Annotated in this window: 17 protein-coding genes; all 17 read left to right on the top strand. The window is 33.9% G+C overall.

From position 1 onward, the window contains the following. Positions 1-186: 186 nt before the first annotated feature. The 17 genes from recD2 to EKH84_RS21465 all read left to right on the top strand — a co-directional run bounded on the left by recD2 (position 187) and on the right by EKH84_RS21465 (position 16,529). Positions 187-2,448, top strand: coding sequence for an SF1B family DNA helicase RecD2 (gene recD2, locus EKH84_RS21545; protein WP_243118624.1), 2,262 nt, complete (start codon positions 187-189; stop codon positions 2,446-2,448). Positions 2,449-2,487: 39 nt separating this feature from the next. Further along, positions 2,488-3,204 (top strand): ComF family protein, encoded by a 717-nt coding sequence (locus EKH84_RS21540; protein ID WP_127067880.1) that lies wholly within the window; start codon positions 2,488-2,490, stop codon positions 3,202-3,204. A 17-nt stretch (positions 3,205-3,221) separates the two neighbouring features. Continuing rightward, positions 3,222-3,647 carry a hypothetical protein gene (locus tag EKH84_RS21535; protein WP_127067879.1) on the top strand — a complete coding sequence of 142 codons (426 nt, stop codon included), beginning with the start codon at positions 3,222-3,224 and terminating at the stop codon, positions 3,645-3,647. A gap of 204 nt (positions 3,648-3,851) precedes the next feature. Beyond that, a complete protein-coding gene (gene flgM, locus EKH84_RS21530; RefSeq protein WP_127067878.1) occupies positions 3,852-4,133 on the top strand; it encodes a flagellar biosynthesis anti-sigma factor FlgM in 282 nt (93 codons plus the stop codon). 10 nt (positions 4,134-4,143) lie between these two features. Further along, entirely contained in the window at positions 4,144-4,656 is a 513-nt protein-coding gene (locus EKH84_RS21525) for a flagellar protein FlgN (protein WP_127067877.1), read from the top strand. A 12-nt stretch (positions 4,657-4,668) separates the two neighbouring features. Continuing rightward, positions 4,669-6,336, top strand: a complete 1,668-nt coding sequence (gene flgK, locus EKH84_RS21520; RefSeq protein WP_127067876.1) for a flagellar hook-associated protein FlgK — start codon at positions 4,669-4,671, stop codon at positions 6,334-6,336. A 12-nt stretch (positions 6,337-6,348) separates the two neighbouring features. Then, positions 6,349-8,286: a flagellar hook-associated protein FlgK gene (gene flgK / locus EKH84_RS21515; RefSeq protein WP_190283425.1), complete on the top strand. Its 1,938-nt coding sequence runs from the start codon at positions 6,349-6,351 to the stop codon at positions 8,284-8,286. 11 nt (positions 8,287-8,297) lie between these two features. Continuing rightward, positions 8,298-9,512 carry a flagellar hook-associated protein FlgL gene (gene flgL / locus EKH84_RS21510; RefSeq protein ID WP_127067874.1) on the top strand — a complete coding sequence of 405 codons (1,215 nt, stop codon included), beginning with the start codon at positions 8,298-8,300 and terminating at the stop codon, positions 9,510-9,512. A gap of 125 nt (positions 9,513-9,637) precedes the next feature. Continuing rightward, the gene (gene fliW, locus EKH84_RS21505) at positions 9,638-10,084 is read left to right on the top strand and encodes a flagellar assembly protein FliW (protein WP_127067873.1); all 447 of its coding nucleotides are present in this window, start codon (positions 9,638-9,640) and stop codon (positions 10,082-10,084) included. Position 10,085: 1 nt separating this feature from the next. Beyond that, positions 10,086-10,310: a carbon storage regulator CsrA gene (gene csrA / locus EKH84_RS21500; RefSeq protein WP_127067872.1), complete on the top strand. Its 225-nt coding sequence runs from the start codon at positions 10,086-10,088 to the stop codon at positions 10,308-10,310. Positions 10,311-10,529: 219 nt separating this feature from the next. Beyond that, positions 10,530-11,294, top strand: coding sequence for a flagellin N-terminal helical domain-containing protein (locus tag EKH84_RS21495; protein ID WP_127067871.1), 765 nt, complete (start codon positions 10,530-10,532; stop codon positions 11,292-11,294). 260 nt (positions 11,295-11,554) lie between these two features. Further along, the gene (locus tag EKH84_RS21490) at positions 11,555-12,319 is read left to right on the top strand and encodes a flagellin N-terminal helical domain-containing protein (protein WP_127067870.1); all 765 of its coding nucleotides are present in this window, start codon (positions 11,555-11,557) and stop codon (positions 12,317-12,319) included. Positions 12,320-12,461: 142 nt separating this feature from the next. Next, on the top strand, positions 12,462-13,730 hold the full coding sequence (locus tag EKH84_RS21485; protein ID WP_127067869.1) for a tetratricopeptide repeat-containing glycosyltransferase family 2 protein: 1,269 nt from the start codon (positions 12,462-12,464) through the stop codon (positions 13,728-13,730). An 86-nt stretch (positions 13,731-13,816) separates the two neighbouring features. Continuing rightward, positions 13,817-14,182 (top strand): flagellar protein FlaG, encoded by a 366-nt coding sequence (locus EKH84_RS21480; protein WP_127067868.1) that lies wholly within the window; start codon positions 13,817-13,819, stop codon positions 14,180-14,182. A gap of 14 nt (positions 14,183-14,196) precedes the next feature. Continuing rightward, positions 14,197-15,651, top strand: a complete 1,455-nt coding sequence (fliD, locus tag EKH84_RS21475) for a flagellar filament capping protein FliD (protein ID WP_127067867.1) — start codon at positions 14,197-14,199, stop codon at positions 15,649-15,651. Positions 15,652-15,711: 60 nt separating this feature from the next. Next, positions 15,712-16,080: a flagellar export chaperone FliS gene (fliS, locus tag EKH84_RS21470; RefSeq protein ID WP_127067866.1), complete on the top strand. Its 369-nt coding sequence runs from the start codon at positions 15,712-15,714 to the stop codon at positions 16,078-16,080. An 86-nt stretch (positions 16,081-16,166) separates the two neighbouring features. Then, positions 16,167-16,529 (top strand): hypothetical protein, encoded by a 363-nt coding sequence (locus EKH84_RS21465; protein WP_127067865.1) that lies wholly within the window; start codon positions 16,167-16,169, stop codon positions 16,527-16,529. Positions 16,530-16,534 lie beyond the last annotated feature (5 nt).

The raw sequence follows: 16,534 nt of genomic DNA, 5'->3' as shown, positions 1-16,534 counted from the left end.
GAACCGTTAAGTATATGGTTCCTATTTTTTATGCTACATTTAATTTGAATGCGTATGAGTTAAAAGAAGATAGGCAATAATTTTCATAAAATAGTAAGCCATTGTGACCTAAATGTGGATATGTTATACTTTTTAAATAAAGTTGTGGACAAGATAAATGGATAAGAAAGCAAAGTGGTGAATAAATTGAGCGAACAAGTGGTTTTAGAAGCGACAATAGAAGATATAATTTATCAAAATGCAGAAAATGGGTATACTGTTTGTACCATAGAGTACGAAGGAGAAGAGCTTTCTTGCGTGGGAGAAATGGCAGGTATTTATGCCGGAGAAGAAGTTAAAATTGTAGGAAGCTGGAGCACACATCCCATATATGGAAGGCAAATACGAGTAGAAATGCTAGAGAGAAGTATGCCTAAGACGGTACAAGGAATGGAAAAATATCTAGCTTCTGGTGTTATTAAAGGCATAGGGGCCAAGACAGCAAAGAAAATTGTCAAGCATTTTGGGTTAGATACTTTTAGAATGATTGAGGAAGAACCGCTTGTACTTGCTCAAGTAAGTGGCATTAGTGAAAAAAAGGCACAAGAAATCGGAGAAATTTTTCATACCCAGTATGAATTGAGACGTGCTATGCTATTTTTACAAGAATATGGGATTACACCTACTTATGCGATTAAAATATATAAGCAGTATAAAGATAAGACCACAGAGGTCGTTAAGAATACGCCGTATCGTTTAGTGGATGATATATTTGGTATTGGCTTTAAGAAAGCAGATGAGATTGCTTTTAAGGTGGGGATAGCAAGAGATGACCCTCATCGTATAAAAACAGGTATTTTATATATACTTAATAGTTTTTCAGCTAATGGACATACTTATGTCCCTAGAAATAAATTGTTAGAGGAAGCCATGAAACTATTACTACCAAATGAATATAATGATTATGTACAAGCAGATGAATATGAGCATCCATTACTTGAAAATGCACTTTTGGAACTTACCTTATCTAAACAAATTATTATTAAGAATTACGATGAGGTACCTTGCATATTCCTTTCATATCTTTATTACAGTGAACAGGCTGTAGCTAGAAAACTTATTGATTTAGCTGCTCTGTATCAAGCAGATAGTCAGTTAGATGTAGAAAAAGAGCTGATTAATACACAAAAGGAACTAAAAATTGAATTAGTAGAAGAACAAAAAGAAGCTGTTAGACAAGTACTTACTCAAGGTGTGACTGTGATTACAGGAGGGCCAGGAACAGGAAAGACTACTACGATTAATGCTATTTTACACATGCTACAAAAAGCTGGTGAAGATGTGCTCTTAGCTGCACCTACTGGAAGAGCAGCTAAACGCATGAGTGAAGCCACTGGTATGGAAGCACAGACAATTCATAGACTTTTAGAAATTAATTACATGAGAGAAGATACCAATAAGCAAATGTTTAGTCGTAATGAAGAAAATCCATTAGAGGCGGATGTTATTGTAGTAGATGAGATGTCGATGGTAGATATTACTTTGATGCATGCTTTGATGAAAGCTGTAGTGGAAGGACAACGCTTAGTACTTATTGGAGATGCAGACCAGTTACCGTCTGTAGGAGCAGGAAATGTCTTGAAAGATATTATTAAAAGTGGCAGGATTTCAACAGTAAGATTAGTACAGATTTTTAGACAAGCTTCTAAGAGTGCTATTGTTATGAATGCTCACCGTATTAATAAAGGTGAATATCCTATATGTAATGAAAAAGGAACAGATTTCTTCTATATGAAACGTAGTATGCAAGAAGAAGTTAAAGAGACTATTATAGAGCTGATTACAACCAGATTGCCTAAATACCAGGGCTTTGATAGCCTGAAAGATATTCAGATTTTGGCACCTATGCGTAAGGGAGTAGTTGGCGTTAACGAACTTAATAAAGCTGTTCAAGAAGCCTTGAATCCACATCATCAATTGAAACCTGAGAAAGAATACAGAGGCACCTTATTTAGAGAAGGTGATAAAGTGATGCAAATCAAAAATAATTACAACACACCTTGGAAAATATTAGGGAAAAGTGGTATGCCTATAGACGAGGGAACAGGTGTATTTAATGGAGATTGTGGGATTATAACCAGTATTAAAGAAGAAGCAGAATTATTAGTAGTTACTTTTGATGATTTAAAAGTAGTAGAATATGAGTTTAACCAATTAGATGAACTAGAGTTAGCTTATGCTATTACCATCCATAAATCCCAAGGAAGCGAGTATCCAGTGGTCATTTTACCTATTCATAGTGGGCCACCTATGCTTCTTAATAGGAATTTATTATATACAGCAGTAACTCGTGCTAAAAAAATGGTAGTAGGTGTAGGACTTACTGAAACTATGGAACGTATGGTGGATAACAATAAAGAAATAGAACGTTATTCAAGTCTTGCTAAGCACCTTGCAGTCATGTTGTAACACCTTATATGATGCTAATGGGGGAGATGGAGGTCTTTAATGGATGAATTCCTAGGACGATTAAAAAAGCTTATTTACCCTGATAAATGCACGATATGCAGAAAGTTACTTTCTGCAGAAACAAAAGAAGTATTATGCGACAGGTGTTATAGTCACTTATTAAAAGAAAACTTATGCAATAGGTGCGGTAGGCCATACAAGATAGAAAACGAAGGTTGCTTGTGCTGTAAAGAGGAAGAAGATTCCATAGTAAAGCGTACTATAGGATTATTTCCGTACTGCGATCATTATAGAAAAGCTGTCCTGAGATGGAAATATCGTGGAATTAGAAGATATGCAAAAAGCTATGCTGATTTATTCGTAAATGATTTGGTGGTTACAGCTATATTAGAGTTAGATGCTTTTATTCCGGTGCCTCTAGCACCTTCAAGGGCTAAAAAAAGAGGGTTTAATCAAGCTAAGGACTTGGCTAGAGAAATGACTTTGCTTACTGACATTCCCACATATGATTGTTTACTAAGAACCAGAGATACTAAGCCGCAGGCAGAATGCACTAAAGAACAAAGAAATAAAAATGTTAAAGGAAGTATTGCTATTAATCAGAAATTCACATTACCACAGCTAAGGCGAGTAGCTATTGTTGACGATATATATACAACAGGCAGTACAGCCAAAGAATGTATAAAAATCCTAAAACAAGAGTACGCCATGAAAGATGCAGAATTTTATTTGTTGGTGGTATGTATTGGTGGGTAAAAATAGGAGGGATTCAAATGGATGTTAAAGTATGTAAAAACTGCAAAAAGATATTTCAATATATTGCTGGACCAGAGATATGTCCAAGATGTAAGCAATTAGAAGAAGACATGTTTCAAAAGGTAAAGACGTATTTAAGAGAAAACCCTGGTGAAAGTATGCATGTAGTAAGTGAGGAAACAGAAGTATCTGTTGCACTTATTGAAAAGTTTTTAAGGCAAGGACGTTTGGAAGTATCACCAGATTCACCCATTACCCTAACCTGCGAGATGTGTGGAAGAAAAATTACTTCAGGTCGCTTTTGTAGTAATTGTAAAGGCGAGCTAACTAATCATTTAAATGAAGCTAAGAAAGCTTTATCTGCCCAAAAATCAGAAAAAACATCTGCTGCTGATGCTAGAGAAAAAATGAGATTTCTAAAATCAGATTCTATTAGACGCTAGATAGAAGCTTTGTATTGTAATGCTGTCATATGCCTCCCAGGCCATCAATCTATGATTGAATAGCCGTGAGAAATGGACAGCATTTTTTATAAAAAAGAATAGAATAATATATTTTTGATGAGCAGGATGAAAAATAATATTAATGAAGCGAAAATAAGGACCGATATAATATACAGAAGAAAATAATGTGAGAAGGAGAGAGGGATGACCATGAGAATAGATCCAATTAGCAGGGCATATGAAGCTTATAAAAGTCAAAAAGTGACTCCAGCTAAAAAAATAAATTCAGTATCAACTAAAGACCAAGTAGAATTTTCTAGTATTGCTAAAGAGTTTGGTAGTGTTTATAAAATGGCTTTAGAAGCGCCGGAAGTTAGAAAAGACAAGGTAGAAAGCCTTAAAGAACAAATCAAGTCAGGTACTTATAATGTTAAGTCTGAAGAAGTGGCTGAAAAGATAATGTCACAATTTGATATTAAAGGATAAGGTAAAAGCTATGGCAGGGATAATATATGAGCTAATTGACGTTTTGGAAGAACAGAAAGAATGTTATGAAGGCTTAAACACATTAGCTACCTATACAGAAACTGCTGTTGTAAATAAGAATCTAGAATTCTTAGATGAAGTCGTTAAGACAGAAGAACAGTTTGTTGGTAGACTAGGGGTATTAGATAAAAAGAGAGAAAGCTTAATGAAGGATATCGCTATTGTAACGGGAATGGACTATAAAGATGTTACAGTAACGCGTATTATTGATAAATTAGGAAATGAAAGTGAAGTTGGGAAAAAACTAGCTGTATTAAGGGGAGAGATTAGAGAATTATTAAGTAATTTAAAAAATCAAAGTGAACTTAATAAGGTCTTACTTAATCAATCATTAGAATTAGTAGACTTCACAATTAATGCGATCGGTAGCACCAAAGGATTTAGTCATGTCGGAAACTATAATAGACCGGGCGAAGACATGAGCATGGAAAGACAACAAAGTATTTTTGATAAAAAGCAGTAGAGGTGAGTGCATATGTCATCAATTTCAAGTATAACAAAAGCTGTATCAGGTCTAGCAGCCGCTCAAAAGGGGCTTCAAGTTACAGGACATAACTTGTCTAATGTGAACACTGAAGGCTATACAAGACAACAGCTTCTTCAATCAGAATCAGATTATTTAGTGATAGGGAATCGTGGAAGTCGATATTTACAAGTAGGGTTAGGCGTAACCCAAGATGAGATTAGACAAATTAGGAATGAATTAGCGGATAAAAGGTTAAGAACAGAGAACTCAGTTTTAACTTATTATCAGACTCAAAATTCTACTATTGCCGAAATAGAAGCTATTTTAGATGAGCCTTATGGTGAAGGGGTCACAAAACTGCTCAATAACTTTTGGTCACAAACACAAAAGCTCAATACAACGCCAAATGGTGTAGAAGAGAGACAAAGTTTTATTTCTGCAGCTAATGTACTTATTAAAAAGATTAATGATATTTCAGATTCGCTAGATAAGTTCCAGGCCAATACAAATAAAGAAGTTATTAGTTCTGTTAATAGAATCAATCAGATTATCGAGGGGATCAAAGAATATAATGATATTATTAGTAGAGCAGAAGTAAATGGTGATAATGCTAATGATTACAGAGACCAAAGAAATAATCTTTTAGATGAGCTTTCTGAATATGGTAAAGTTACTTATCATGAAGAGGTGGGAAGCAAGGTAGTTGTGAAGTTTGAGAATCACCTTGTTGTGGATGGGCCTTTCACAGCTACTATGAACCTGGAAGAAGCAGAAGCAAAGAGCGTTTTTGTTAAGCCGGTATGGTCTGATACCAATAGTGATGTCTACCGCTTTGATGAGACAGTTACATCAGTAAAAGGCAATGATACAGGGAAATTAAAAGCATTACTTATTTCTAGAGGGAATAACTACGTAACTGAGGATACCAAGTGGGAAGATATTGCTTTTAATGATAATTTTAGTGTAGATGAACCAGGTAACAGCTTTATTATTCCTAAGATTCAAAAGATGTTAAGTGATTTTACAGGAGTATTAGTTGAAACAGTAAATAGCTGCTTTGACGGGACTGGAATCGGTAGTCATGAAGGAAAAGCAGGAGTTCCTGTTTTTGTACCTATTTTATCTACTCAGGAATATGAAGCTGCCAAGAAGAATCTAGAGACAGTTCTAAATGATCCGGCATCTACAGAAGATCAGAAGGAAACAGCACAACAGGCATATGAAAAAGCAGCTAATAAAGCTATGACAACTGGAAATATTCAAGTAAATCCAGAACTTCTAGCTAATGGTGGTTATAATAAATTAGGAACAGTAAGTACTGAAGGTGCTTCTAATAATGTAGGTGATAGTAGTAAAGTAACAGAGTTTCTGAGCGAGTGGGGAAAAACAAGAGAATGGTATAGTGATAGAAGTGAGAAAGGTGCACCTAATTATAAGAAGGTAAGCATCACAAGTTTTTATTCAGAATTTGTTACGGATATAGGAACAGATGGTAGCAATTATAGTGCAGTAGCTAAGTCTAGGCAAACGAGCATTCTTAACATTCAGAATGAAAGACAAGCCATGGGTGGTGTTTCTCAGGATGAAGAATTTGCTAATATGCTTAAATACCAATATGCATACAATGCATCAGCTCGTATGATTACTATGCTAGACACGATTATTAATAAAATGTAGAGGAGGATGGCAATGGCTTTTTTTGAATTTAATGTAGCATTAAGTGGATTGTTTGCAGCGCAAAGAGGGCTCCATGTGACCTCTAATAATATTACCAATGCCTCTACAGATGGTTATTCAAGGCAGATACTTGGACAAAGAGCAGATACGCCTTTAAGTGGTTTTGGAGTAGGAATGACTGGAACAGGGGTTATGACAACTAATGTTACTAGGGTGAGAGATTCTTACTTAGACCTTAAATTGTGGACGCAAAATCCAAAATTAGGAGAATACAATATTAAAGTAACACAAAATTCTCTTATTGAAGGTGCTTTTGGAGAACCAAGTGATGCCGGTTTTACAAAGGTATTTAATGATTTGTTTAACTCCTTTGATGAAGTAAGTAAAGATCCTACTTCAGGTGCAGCTAAGGTATCTGTTAGAGAGAATCTTATTAGCTTTGGGAAGTATTATTCTAATATATCTACAGCACTTACAGGTTATCAACAAAATCTTAACTATGAAATTAAGGCAACTGTGGATGAAATTAATATTTTAGGCACTCGTATTCAGAACCTTAACAATCAGATTTTCCAAGCTGAGATTTATGGTGATGATGCCAATAGTTTTAGAGATGAGAGAGATGTTTGTATTGATAGATTATCAGAACTTATTAACGTAGAAGCCAAAGAAGAAGAGAAAGTAGTAGAGGGTAAAGTACTTAAAACCTTTTCTGTAAAAATAGCAGGACAAACCTTTGTGGACCACTTGAATCTGAATACGCTAGGTGTAGAAGTAAGAGGGGAAAAGGAACAGAAAATAGATGATATCGTTAATACATTATCCGGCTTGTATGAGAAGTTAAAAAATGGTGGTTTAACAGTCAACGAAATAACTAATATAAATGAACAAATTAAGTTAGAACAAAAAAAGTTAACAGACTTAACACCGGAATGTACTATAGATGTGAATGGAAATATTACATATAATAGCCCGCTTGAAGGCAAGATTGAGGTTTTAAAAGTAAATCCGGACTTTTCTACTGAGATTAAGACTGCTGGAGATGGCAAGTTTAATGTAGAAGATGTAGATGGTCTCTACAATGTTATTTGGCAAAACGGGCTATCCTTTGATATGGGAAATGCTAATTTATCAGGAGAATTAAAAGGGCTTATTGACCTTAGGGATGGTTGTGGAACAGCAGAATCCTCAGAGGTTACTTATAATGGGATACCTTATTATATAAGCCGCTTAAATGGCTATGTTAGACAGTTTGCCCAAACTATGAATGATGAATATAGCAAAGATAAAGATGGTACGATTATGATTGCTGGAGGATTAACCTATGGCGGCAAGGAAGTTGCTTACATAGAAAGAGATGAATCAGGAAAGATAGTTAAATGCTATGATGAAGATAAGAACGAAATAGCAGGTTTATCAGCAGGCGAACTAGAAGAAATAGGAAATAAATATACTACCAAATATAAATTGTTTTCTTATTCCACAGGTAGTAGTACAGGGATACCTGCTACTGGAGAGGATCTAGTAGGAAATGACTACAGTAAAATGACAGCGACTAATATTACGATATCTAAAGAAATATATGAAAATGCAAGTAATATGAGATCGACGTATGATACTGATAAAGAGTCAGGAGGAGACTTGTTTAGAAATTTATCTAATCAGAAAGATAACTCTAAAATGTTTAAAGAGGGTGATCCAAAAGACTATATGGCATCTATCTTTAGTGAACTGGGTATTAATGCCCAAGAAGCTATTATGTATCAAAGCACACAAGAGTCTGTGACTGGTATTATTAAAAACCAACGATTGTCTGTATCTCAAGTAGATTTAACAGAAGAGTTTACAAATCTTATTAAATACCAACAAGCCTATCAAGCTTCGGCCAAAATTATGAATACAATAGATGGTATTTATGAAACGACTATTTTTAAATTAGGGAACTTCTAGGAGGGATACATATGCGCGTTACTAATGGAATGATTCGGAGTAATACTTTAAACAACTTATATAAAAATATTTCAGCAGTTAATCAAAGCTTTGCACAAATGAGTACAGGAAAGAAAATACAGACAGTTTCTGATGACCCTATTATTGCAGGTAGAGCCATTAAATTGAAAGTAAATGTATTAGAAACTCAGCAATACCAAAAGAATGCTAAAGAAGCAAGATCATGGATGGAAATCACAGAAACTTCTATGGACAATATGACAGAAATTCTAAAGTCAATTAGAACTAAATGCGTTCAAGCTTCTACAGGAACACTTGAAAACAAAGATAAAGAAGTACTTAAAGCGGATATAGCTCAGCTATGGCAGCAATTACAAGAGGAAGCTAACGTTACTTATGGTGGACGATATATTTATAGTGGCTATAAAACAGATGAGCCACTTATGCTTAACAAAGATACAACATTAAATGAAGAGTGTACTTTGAAAGCAAATATGACGGTAGCAAATAACATTGCATTGAATCCAAATTCTGTATTAAAAACTGGAACTACATTGGCAGAAGGAACTAAGTTATCAGCAACAGATGCCACAGCTATGGGCTTTACAGTAGCACCGGGAGAAACAGAATATACATTAAGTGAGGACTACACATTGGGTGCGGACCATACTTTAGCAGATAAAGCTACGTTAACATCAAACTCTAGTATTGCTAAGGAAAGTATATTAGCAGCTGGTACAGTAGTTGATTCAGGAAATTTGAATCCTAAGGTATATGGACAAATAACAGGACAAGAAATGAGATATGAAGTAGGGACATCTAATACGATTAATGTAAACACCTTGGGAATGGATGATACCTTTAATACTTTAATAGGTATGATGCAGGACATTATTACGACCGTAGATAAATCTTTAGAAGAAGACAGTGGAGTTACCAGTGATGACCTGCATGACTTATTCAATAACAAACTAGGTGAAATTGATGAAATAATGTCAGATATCTCTACTAAAACCTCTGATTTGGGAAGTAGAATGGCTAGATTAGATTATGTAGATAGCAGACTTACAGATAATAATGCAGATTACAAAGAACTGCTTTCTAACACAGAAGACATAGATGTGGAAGAAACTTATGTAGAATTTAATTCACGTTATGCTGCTTATACAGCGGCACTTCAAGCAACCTCAAAAGTAATTATGAATACTTTAGCAGATTATTTATGATTATTTATAATAAAAAAGACTATAACCTTGAACAAAATGAATGTACGTGGTTATAGTCTTCTTTTATAATGGTATTAAGTAGCATCTATTAAATTGAAAATAGAGTAGTAATAAGGAGGAAGCAAATGAAATTACAAACTAAAAATTTCGGAACAATAGAATTTGATAGCAATAAAGCCATTATATTCGAAGAAGGAATACCTGGGTTTAATGAATTAAAGAAATATATCATTATCGAAGATGAGGAGGAAGACAGTCCGTTTGCATATTTACAAAGCATAGAGGATGGTGGTGTTAGTTTTATTATTATTAGCCCATTTGTACTAAAACAAGATTATACTATAGAAATTAAAGATCAGTATGTAGCAGCGCTAGGAGGCGGAAGTAGTCAGGACTTTTCAGTGTTTGTAATCGTTACAATGATTGACAAATTTGAAGTAGCTACTGTTAATTTAGTAGCTCCTCTTATTATTCAGAGTGAAACTAGAAAAGGCATGCAAGTTATTTTAGAGAATACTAACTATACAACGAGACATAATATTGTTGAACTTCTTGGACAAGGGGGATGTTAATATGTTAGCACTTACGCGAAGAAAAGATGAGGCTATTATTATTAATGGCAATATAGAAGTAAAGATTTTAGAGGTGATAGGAGATAAGGTGAAAATAGGGATTTCCGCACCTAAAGAGATAGGTATATATAGAGAAGAAGTATACGCACAAGTGTTAGAAAGTAATCGTAGTGCTATAAACACATCTAGAGAAGGAATAGAAGCCATTAAAAAACTAATGAAGTAGAAGATAATATCAATTGATATTAGTAATAATGTATAGGTAAAGAAAAAGATATTGGATATAATGCTAAACTATAAAAAAAATAAAATAAATTAAAGAAAAGCTAAAGTAAGTTGAAAAGTGTACGATATATATAGTGAAACAAAAGTTAAATGGCCAAATAACTTTTAAACAAAACAAATTAAGGCATGGATGCCTATATAATTCAAGGAGGGATTTACTATGATTATTAATCACAATATGAATGCAATGAATGCACACAGAAACTCAGTTGTAAACACAACAGCTTCAGGAAAATCTATGGAGAAACTTTCTTCAGGTCTTCGTATCAACAGAGCTGGTGATGATGCAGCAGGTCTTGCTATTTCAGAAAAAATGAGAGGCCAGATTAAAGGTTTAAATCAAGCACAAAGAAATGCACAAGATGGTATTTCTTACATCCAAACAATGGAAGGTGCTTTAAACGAAGTAAGTGATATGCTTACACGTGCTAAAGAACTTTGTGTACAAAAGGCAAACGGTACATATAGTGCTAATGATATAGCTAACGTTAATGCTGAGTTAACTAAATTACAAGAAGAAATTACTCATATATCATCTAATACTAAATTCAATGGTATTGGAATGAACACAGCTGTTAATATTGCTATTGATGATAATGCTACAACAGTATCTATTGCTGCAACAGATATTTCAAGTGTTGCTCTTACTTCTGCAACAACAGCATCTGAAGTTACTACAATGATTGAAACTGTAAGTACTGCTAGAGGTAATTTAGGAGCAATGCAAAATAGATTAGAGCATACTTCTAATAACTTAGGAACAACAGCTGAGAACATAACAGCTTCTGAATCACGTATCCGTGATACTGATATGGCTAAAACAATGTCAGAGTTCTCTTCTAAGAACATTATTACACAAGCATCTCTTGCAATGCTTGCACAAGCTAATCAATTACCACAAAACGTACTTAGTGTTTTAAGATAATAGATTAAAAATAAAAGAACTGTACAGATGTCTTATTTTAGACTCTATGCAGTTCTTTTATTTTGGCTATAGAAGGTTAGGGATAAAATAAGGAAATTCTTATTATATATAGTGATAAAATTAAAAAAAATCAAATAAAAGCTAAAGTAAGTTGAAAAGTGTACGATATATATAGTGAAGAAAAAGTTAAATGGCCAAATAACTTTTAAACAAAACAAATTAGGGCATGGATGCCTATATAATTCAAGGAGGGATTTACTATGATTATTAATCACAATATGAATGCAATGAATGCACACAGAAACTCAGTTGTAAACACAACAGCTTCAGGAAAATCTATGGAGAAACTTTCTTCAGGTCTTCGTATCAACAGAGCTGGTGATGATGCAGCAGGTCTTGCTATCTCAGAAAAAATGAGAGGCCAGATTAAAGGTTTAAATCAAGCACAAAGAAATGCACAAGATGGTATTTCTTACATCCAAACAATGGAAGGTGCTTTAAACGAAGTAAGTGATATGCTTACACGTGCTAAAGAACTCTGTGTACAAAAAGCAAATGGTACATATAGTGCTAGTGATGTAGCTAACGTTAATGCTGAATTAGATAAATTACAAGCAGAAATTACTCATATTACAACTAATACTAAATTTAATGGTATTGGCATGGACGCAGATGTTGATATTGCGATCGATGACAATGCTACAAGCGTAACTATTGCTGGAACAACTCTTACAGGTGTTTCTCTTTCTTCTGCAACAGTAGCATCAGATGTTACTGCAATGATTGAAACTGTAAGTACTGCTAGAGGTAATTTAGGAGCAATGCAAAATAGATTAGAGCATACTTCTAATAACTTAGGAACAACAGCTGAGAACATAACAGCTTCTGAATCACGTATCCGTGATACTGATATGGCTAAAACAATGTCAGAGTTCTCTTCTAAGAACATTATTACACAAGCATCTCTTGCAATGCTTGCACAAGCTAATCAATTACCACAAAACGTACTTAGTGTTTTAAGATAATAGATTAAAAAACAAAAGGACTGTGTAGGCAGCTTATTTTAAGCTTCTATGTAGTTCTTTTATTTTGCCTCAATCTTTATTGTTAATATAAAAACGTCGATATTATAGATAAATATAAAGAATAAAACATCTGGAGGAGATCATGAAGCTTTCTTTGTGTATGATTTGTAAAAATGAGGAGAAAAAAATAGCACGCTGCATTAATAGTGTGAAAGAAAAAGTAGATGAGATAGTAGTTGTAGACACAGGGTCTACAGATCAAACCATAGATATTGCAAAAAAACTTGGAGCGAAAGTGTTTGAAATACCCTGGGAGAACGATTTTTCTAAAGCAAAGAATTATGCCATTAGTAAAAGTCAGGGAGATTGGATTATCTTTTTAGATGCGGATGAATATTTAATGGCATCTCATATAGGGTACTTGAGAAGTTATATATTAGAGGCTGAGAATAGAAAGAAGGATTCGATTTTTATTGAAATAGTTAATCTAGAGGAAGAAAAAGTTCAAGGTATTTTCAAGACGATTAGGATATTTAAACATCATACTGATATTAGTTTCAAAGGGAGAATCCATGAGAGTTTAAGTAAGAAAGGTGGAAAATTAGAAGCAATTACTTTTACTGAACCACTAAGAGTACTACATGATGGATATAGCAAGGAAGCGATGGAGGAAAAGAATAAAGTAGATAGAAATTTAGAGATGCTCTTAAGGGAGTATGAGGTGGACCCAATGAGTAGTGATTTGTGTTATTATTTAATGGATACTTATTATGCAAAAAAGGACTTAGAACAGACATGGTTATTTGGTCAGAGAGTATTAGAGTATGATAACGGTAGTTTGTTTGGAATTAAGCAAACCACATATAGAAGGCTGTTAGAAATATGTCATAAGATGCAAAGAAAATGTGGAGAAATGAGGAAGCTCTATGAAGATGCTGTTGCATATGATGCAGATTACCCAGATTTTGATTATGAATACGCTTCTTATTTTTGTGAACACAAAGAATATGAGAAAACAATAAAATATTTAAATAGTTGTCTTAGTAAGATGGACAAATATAAGGGGATAGCCGAGTCAAATGTTATGGGGAATGTTATTGTAGTATTACAATTATTAGTACGCTGTTACATAGAAGAAGGTAGATTGCAAGAAACAGTTCCACTATTAGTGAAGATTTTACGTGTAAACCCTTATGAATATACTAGCTTATATAATTTACTTTCAATTGTAGGGGGATTAGAAACAGGTGAAGCTCTTGGTGAATTCTTAAAAAAACTATATGATTTTAATAATGTTAAAGATCAAATGGTACTTATACAAATGAGTCAAAAGGTAGGTAATCAAGGACTATATGATTATATAGTAAGAGGGTTAAGTAAAATGGACAAAGAAAGATTAGGTATAAAGTAAGGAAATCTCTTTAATGAATATAAAGAAAAATCCTATATAGACGATATATAAAGAAATAGATAACGATTATTGGGAGGTGGGTTAGTATGGCAATTAGTAATACAATAAATACAATGAGCGGCATTAATATACCAACTAGTAGTGATATGACAAGTGGAGTTTCTACCCAATATTATGAGACGAAAACTTCTACTCCAAGTGGGGTGGGTAAGGTAGAAGGTACAAATGGTATAGAAAAACAATTAATTAATGCCATAGAGAAAGCGAATCAGTTAAAAAGGGGAACAACAGAATGTCAATTCTCAATACATCAAGAGACCAAACAAGTGATGATAAAACTTGTAGATAGTACAACCAAAGAAGTAATCAAGGAAATACCATCTGAGAAAATATTAGACATGTTTGCAACGATGTGTGAAGCAGCGGGATTATTTGTAGATACCAAAAGGTAAAGGAGTGATAAAACATGGGAAATACAATTAGATTTACAGGGCTTTCTTCTGGATTAGATACAGAAAGTGTAGTTAAGGCAATTATGACACCTTATCAAAATAAGGTAGATACACTTAAGAAAAATAAAGTATTAGCAGAATGGCGAAAAGATGTTTACAAGGAAATGAGTACAAAGATACAAAACTTTAGAAATAATGCTGTATCTAAGCTTAAATATGTTGGTGACCTCAACAAGTCTAAGGTAACTTTATCTCAAGAGGGCGCTATTAAGGTAGATACCAGTAGCTATAAAGAAGATGGTACTCACAGAATTGAAGTGAAACAATTGGCGGAAACGGCAACTGTTACCGTAGGAACCATTAAAGATAAAAATGGCAATAAGCTGACTAAAGATAGCCTCGTGACCGATATTGCAGGCATAGAGGCAGCAGGTTCTAACATTCTTAAGATTAATGGTGAGAGTTTTGATTTCGCAGGCAAGACTATTTCAGAATTAGAAGCAGCAGTAAAAGAAAAACTTGGTGATGAAATTAGCTTTAAGTTTGATAATAGTGTAGGCGCATTTTTAATTAGTAGCAACAAAACAGGAGAAAATCAATCTATTGATTTAACTGGTACAGATACCAATGTTTTAAGTGCTATGGGAGTTAAAGCTAGTTCAACTAATTCTTACAAATATGATGGAAAAAATGCAGAAATTCTTTATAATAATGGTGTAACAATCAGTTCTGAAACCAACGACATAGAGGTTAACGGATTAAAATTTACAGCTGTAGCCACAACAACTACACCAATTACAGTCACAGTAAGCAAAGATGTAGATAGTATGGTAGAGGCTGTTAAAAACTTTGTTAATGAATATAACACATTATTGGAAGAAATTAATGGAAAATTATCCGCTGATTCAGCTAAGGGCTATGATCCACTTACAGATGAAGAAAAAGAAGCTATGAGTGAGAAGGAGATTGAATTATGGGAAAATAAGATCAAAAGTTCTCTTCTTAGAAACGATAGTACTTTAAAAGACCTTAGTAGCATGCTGAGAAGCGCTATGACTACAGATTATTCTAAAACAGACGCTGGTTTAGATGAAAAGTGCAGTATGCTTTCGCAATTAGGCATCTCTTCTACTGGATGGAGAGATAAAGGAAAGCTTACAATTGATGAAGATGCACTTAAAAAGGCCATTTCAGAAAATGGAGATGGAGTTGTTAGTCTAGTAACTACTATTGCTAATAAAATTGACCAGGAATTAGATGCGCGTTCAAAGAGTACAGAGTTTAGAACTTATGGGCAGTACTTTAGTGATAAAACTCAAACGACCAATATAAGTAGATATGAAAGGGAAATAGAAAGTGCCCAAGAACGCTATGATAGGCTAGAGGCTGTGTATTATAAAAAATTTACAGCTATGGAGCAAGCAATGCAAGAGATGAGTTCACAAAGTAGTCTGTTTTCAAGTATGTAAAATGAAATTTATCTAGAAAGACAGCAGAGCTAGCATAAGGAATGTATTGAGGAGGACAGTATGGGAACCAATCCATATATGAAATATCAAGAAAATAGTATTACTACAGCCTCAGGGCCAGAATTAACTTTAATGTTATATAATGGGGCTATTAAATTTTGCAATATAGCCATAGAAGCAATCAAAGAAAAAAATATACAAAAAGCACATGACAATATTGTAAAGGTAGAGAATATTATTGATGAATTAAGAGCTACATTAAATAAAAAATATGCTATTGCTTTAGAAATGGATGAATTGTATGCATATATTTATCAGCTTTTAGTAGAAGGAAATTTTAAAAAGGACATACAAAAAATAGAAGATGCCTGTATGCTTATTAGGAATTATCGCGATGCATGGCAGATTGCCATGAAAGCCGCAAAATAGGTCTCAAATAAGAGACCTATTTTTGTTCTACTTAAGAAGTTAAGAGAGTGGGAAATAGGATTTCTTTAAGAAGGGAAGGGAACATAATGACTAAAAGAGAGTATATTATAGAACTTATTAGATTGACTAAATTGCAAGCAGAGGCATTAGAGAAAGAAGAAGTAGAAGAGTTTATAGGCTTGTTAGATAAGAGGCAAGAAGTACTTGAACTGATACAGACATTACATGAGCAGTATCCTGAGAGTAGGGAGCAACATGAAGAAGAACTTATAAATGAGTTAAAGGCTTTAGATGCAAAGAATAGAATAGAGTTTGAAAGACAGTTTGAAGCAGTAAAGGAAAAATTGCGAGAAGTAAGACAGATGAAGGCAAGAGAAGCTTGTTATAGTAATCCCTATGATATAGCAAGAGAAGAAGGAATGTTCTTTGATAAAAGGGGCCCACGATAAACTAA

This window comes from Cellulosilyticum sp. WCF-2, assembly GCF_003990395.1.
Taxonomy (GTDB): Bacteria; Bacillota; Clostridia; order Lachnospirales; family Cellulosilyticaceae; genus Cellulosilyticum; species Cellulosilyticum lentocellum.
This window is presented reverse-complemented; position numbering and strand designations above follow the sequence as displayed.

Bases quoted from the DNA above. Each gene is read 5' to 3' on its own strand.
- EKH84_RS21540 (WP_127067880.1), top strand. From the start codon at position 2,488: ATGGATGAATTCCTAGGACGATTAAAAAAGCTTATTTACCCTGATAAA.
- EKH84_RS21535 (WP_127067879.1), top strand. From the start codon at position 3,222: ATGGATGTTAAAGTATGTAAAAACTGCAAAAAGATATTTCAATATATT.
- flgM (WP_127067878.1), top strand. From the start codon at position 3,852: ATGACCATGAGAATAGATCCAATTAGCAGGGCATATGAAGCTTATAAA.
- EKH84_RS21525 (WP_127067877.1), top strand. From the start codon at position 4,144: ATGGCAGGGATAATATATGAGCTAATTGACGTTTTGGAAGAACAGAAA.
- flgK (WP_127067876.1), top strand. From the start codon at position 4,669: ATGTCATCAATTTCAAGTATAACAAAAGCTGTATCAGGTCTAGCAGCC.
- flgK (WP_190283425.1), top strand. From the start codon at position 6,349: ATGGCTTTTTTTGAATTTAATGTAGCATTAAGTGGATTGTTTGCAGCG.
- flgL (WP_127067874.1), top strand. From the start codon at position 8,298: ATGCGCGTTACTAATGGAATGATTCGGAGTAATACTTTAAACAACTTA.
- fliW (WP_127067873.1), top strand. From the start codon at position 9,638: ATGAAATTACAAACTAAAAATTTCGGAACAATAGAATTTGATAGCAAT.
- csrA (WP_127067872.1), top strand. From the start codon at position 10,086: ATGTTAGCACTTACGCGAAGAAAAGATGAGGCTATTATTATTAATGGC.
- EKH84_RS21495 (WP_127067871.1), top strand. From the start codon at position 10,530: ATGATTATTAATCACAATATGAATGCAATGAATGCACACAGAAACTCA.
- EKH84_RS21490 (WP_127067870.1), top strand. From the start codon at position 11,555: ATGATTATTAATCACAATATGAATGCAATGAATGCACACAGAAACTCA.
- EKH84_RS21485 (WP_127067869.1), top strand. From the start codon at position 12,462: ATGAAGCTTTCTTTGTGTATGATTTGTAAAAATGAGGAGAAAAAAATA.
- EKH84_RS21480 (WP_127067868.1), top strand. From the start codon at position 13,817: ATGGCAATTAGTAATACAATAAATACAATGAGCGGCATTAATATACCA.
- fliD (WP_127067867.1), top strand. From the start codon at position 14,197: ATGGGAAATACAATTAGATTTACAGGGCTTTCTTCTGGATTAGATACA.
- fliS (WP_127067866.1), top strand. From the start codon at position 15,712: ATGGGAACCAATCCATATATGAAATATCAAGAAAATAGTATTACTACA.
- EKH84_RS21465 (WP_127067865.1), top strand. From the start codon at position 16,167: ATGACTAAAAGAGAGTATATTATAGAACTTATTAGATTGACTAAATTG.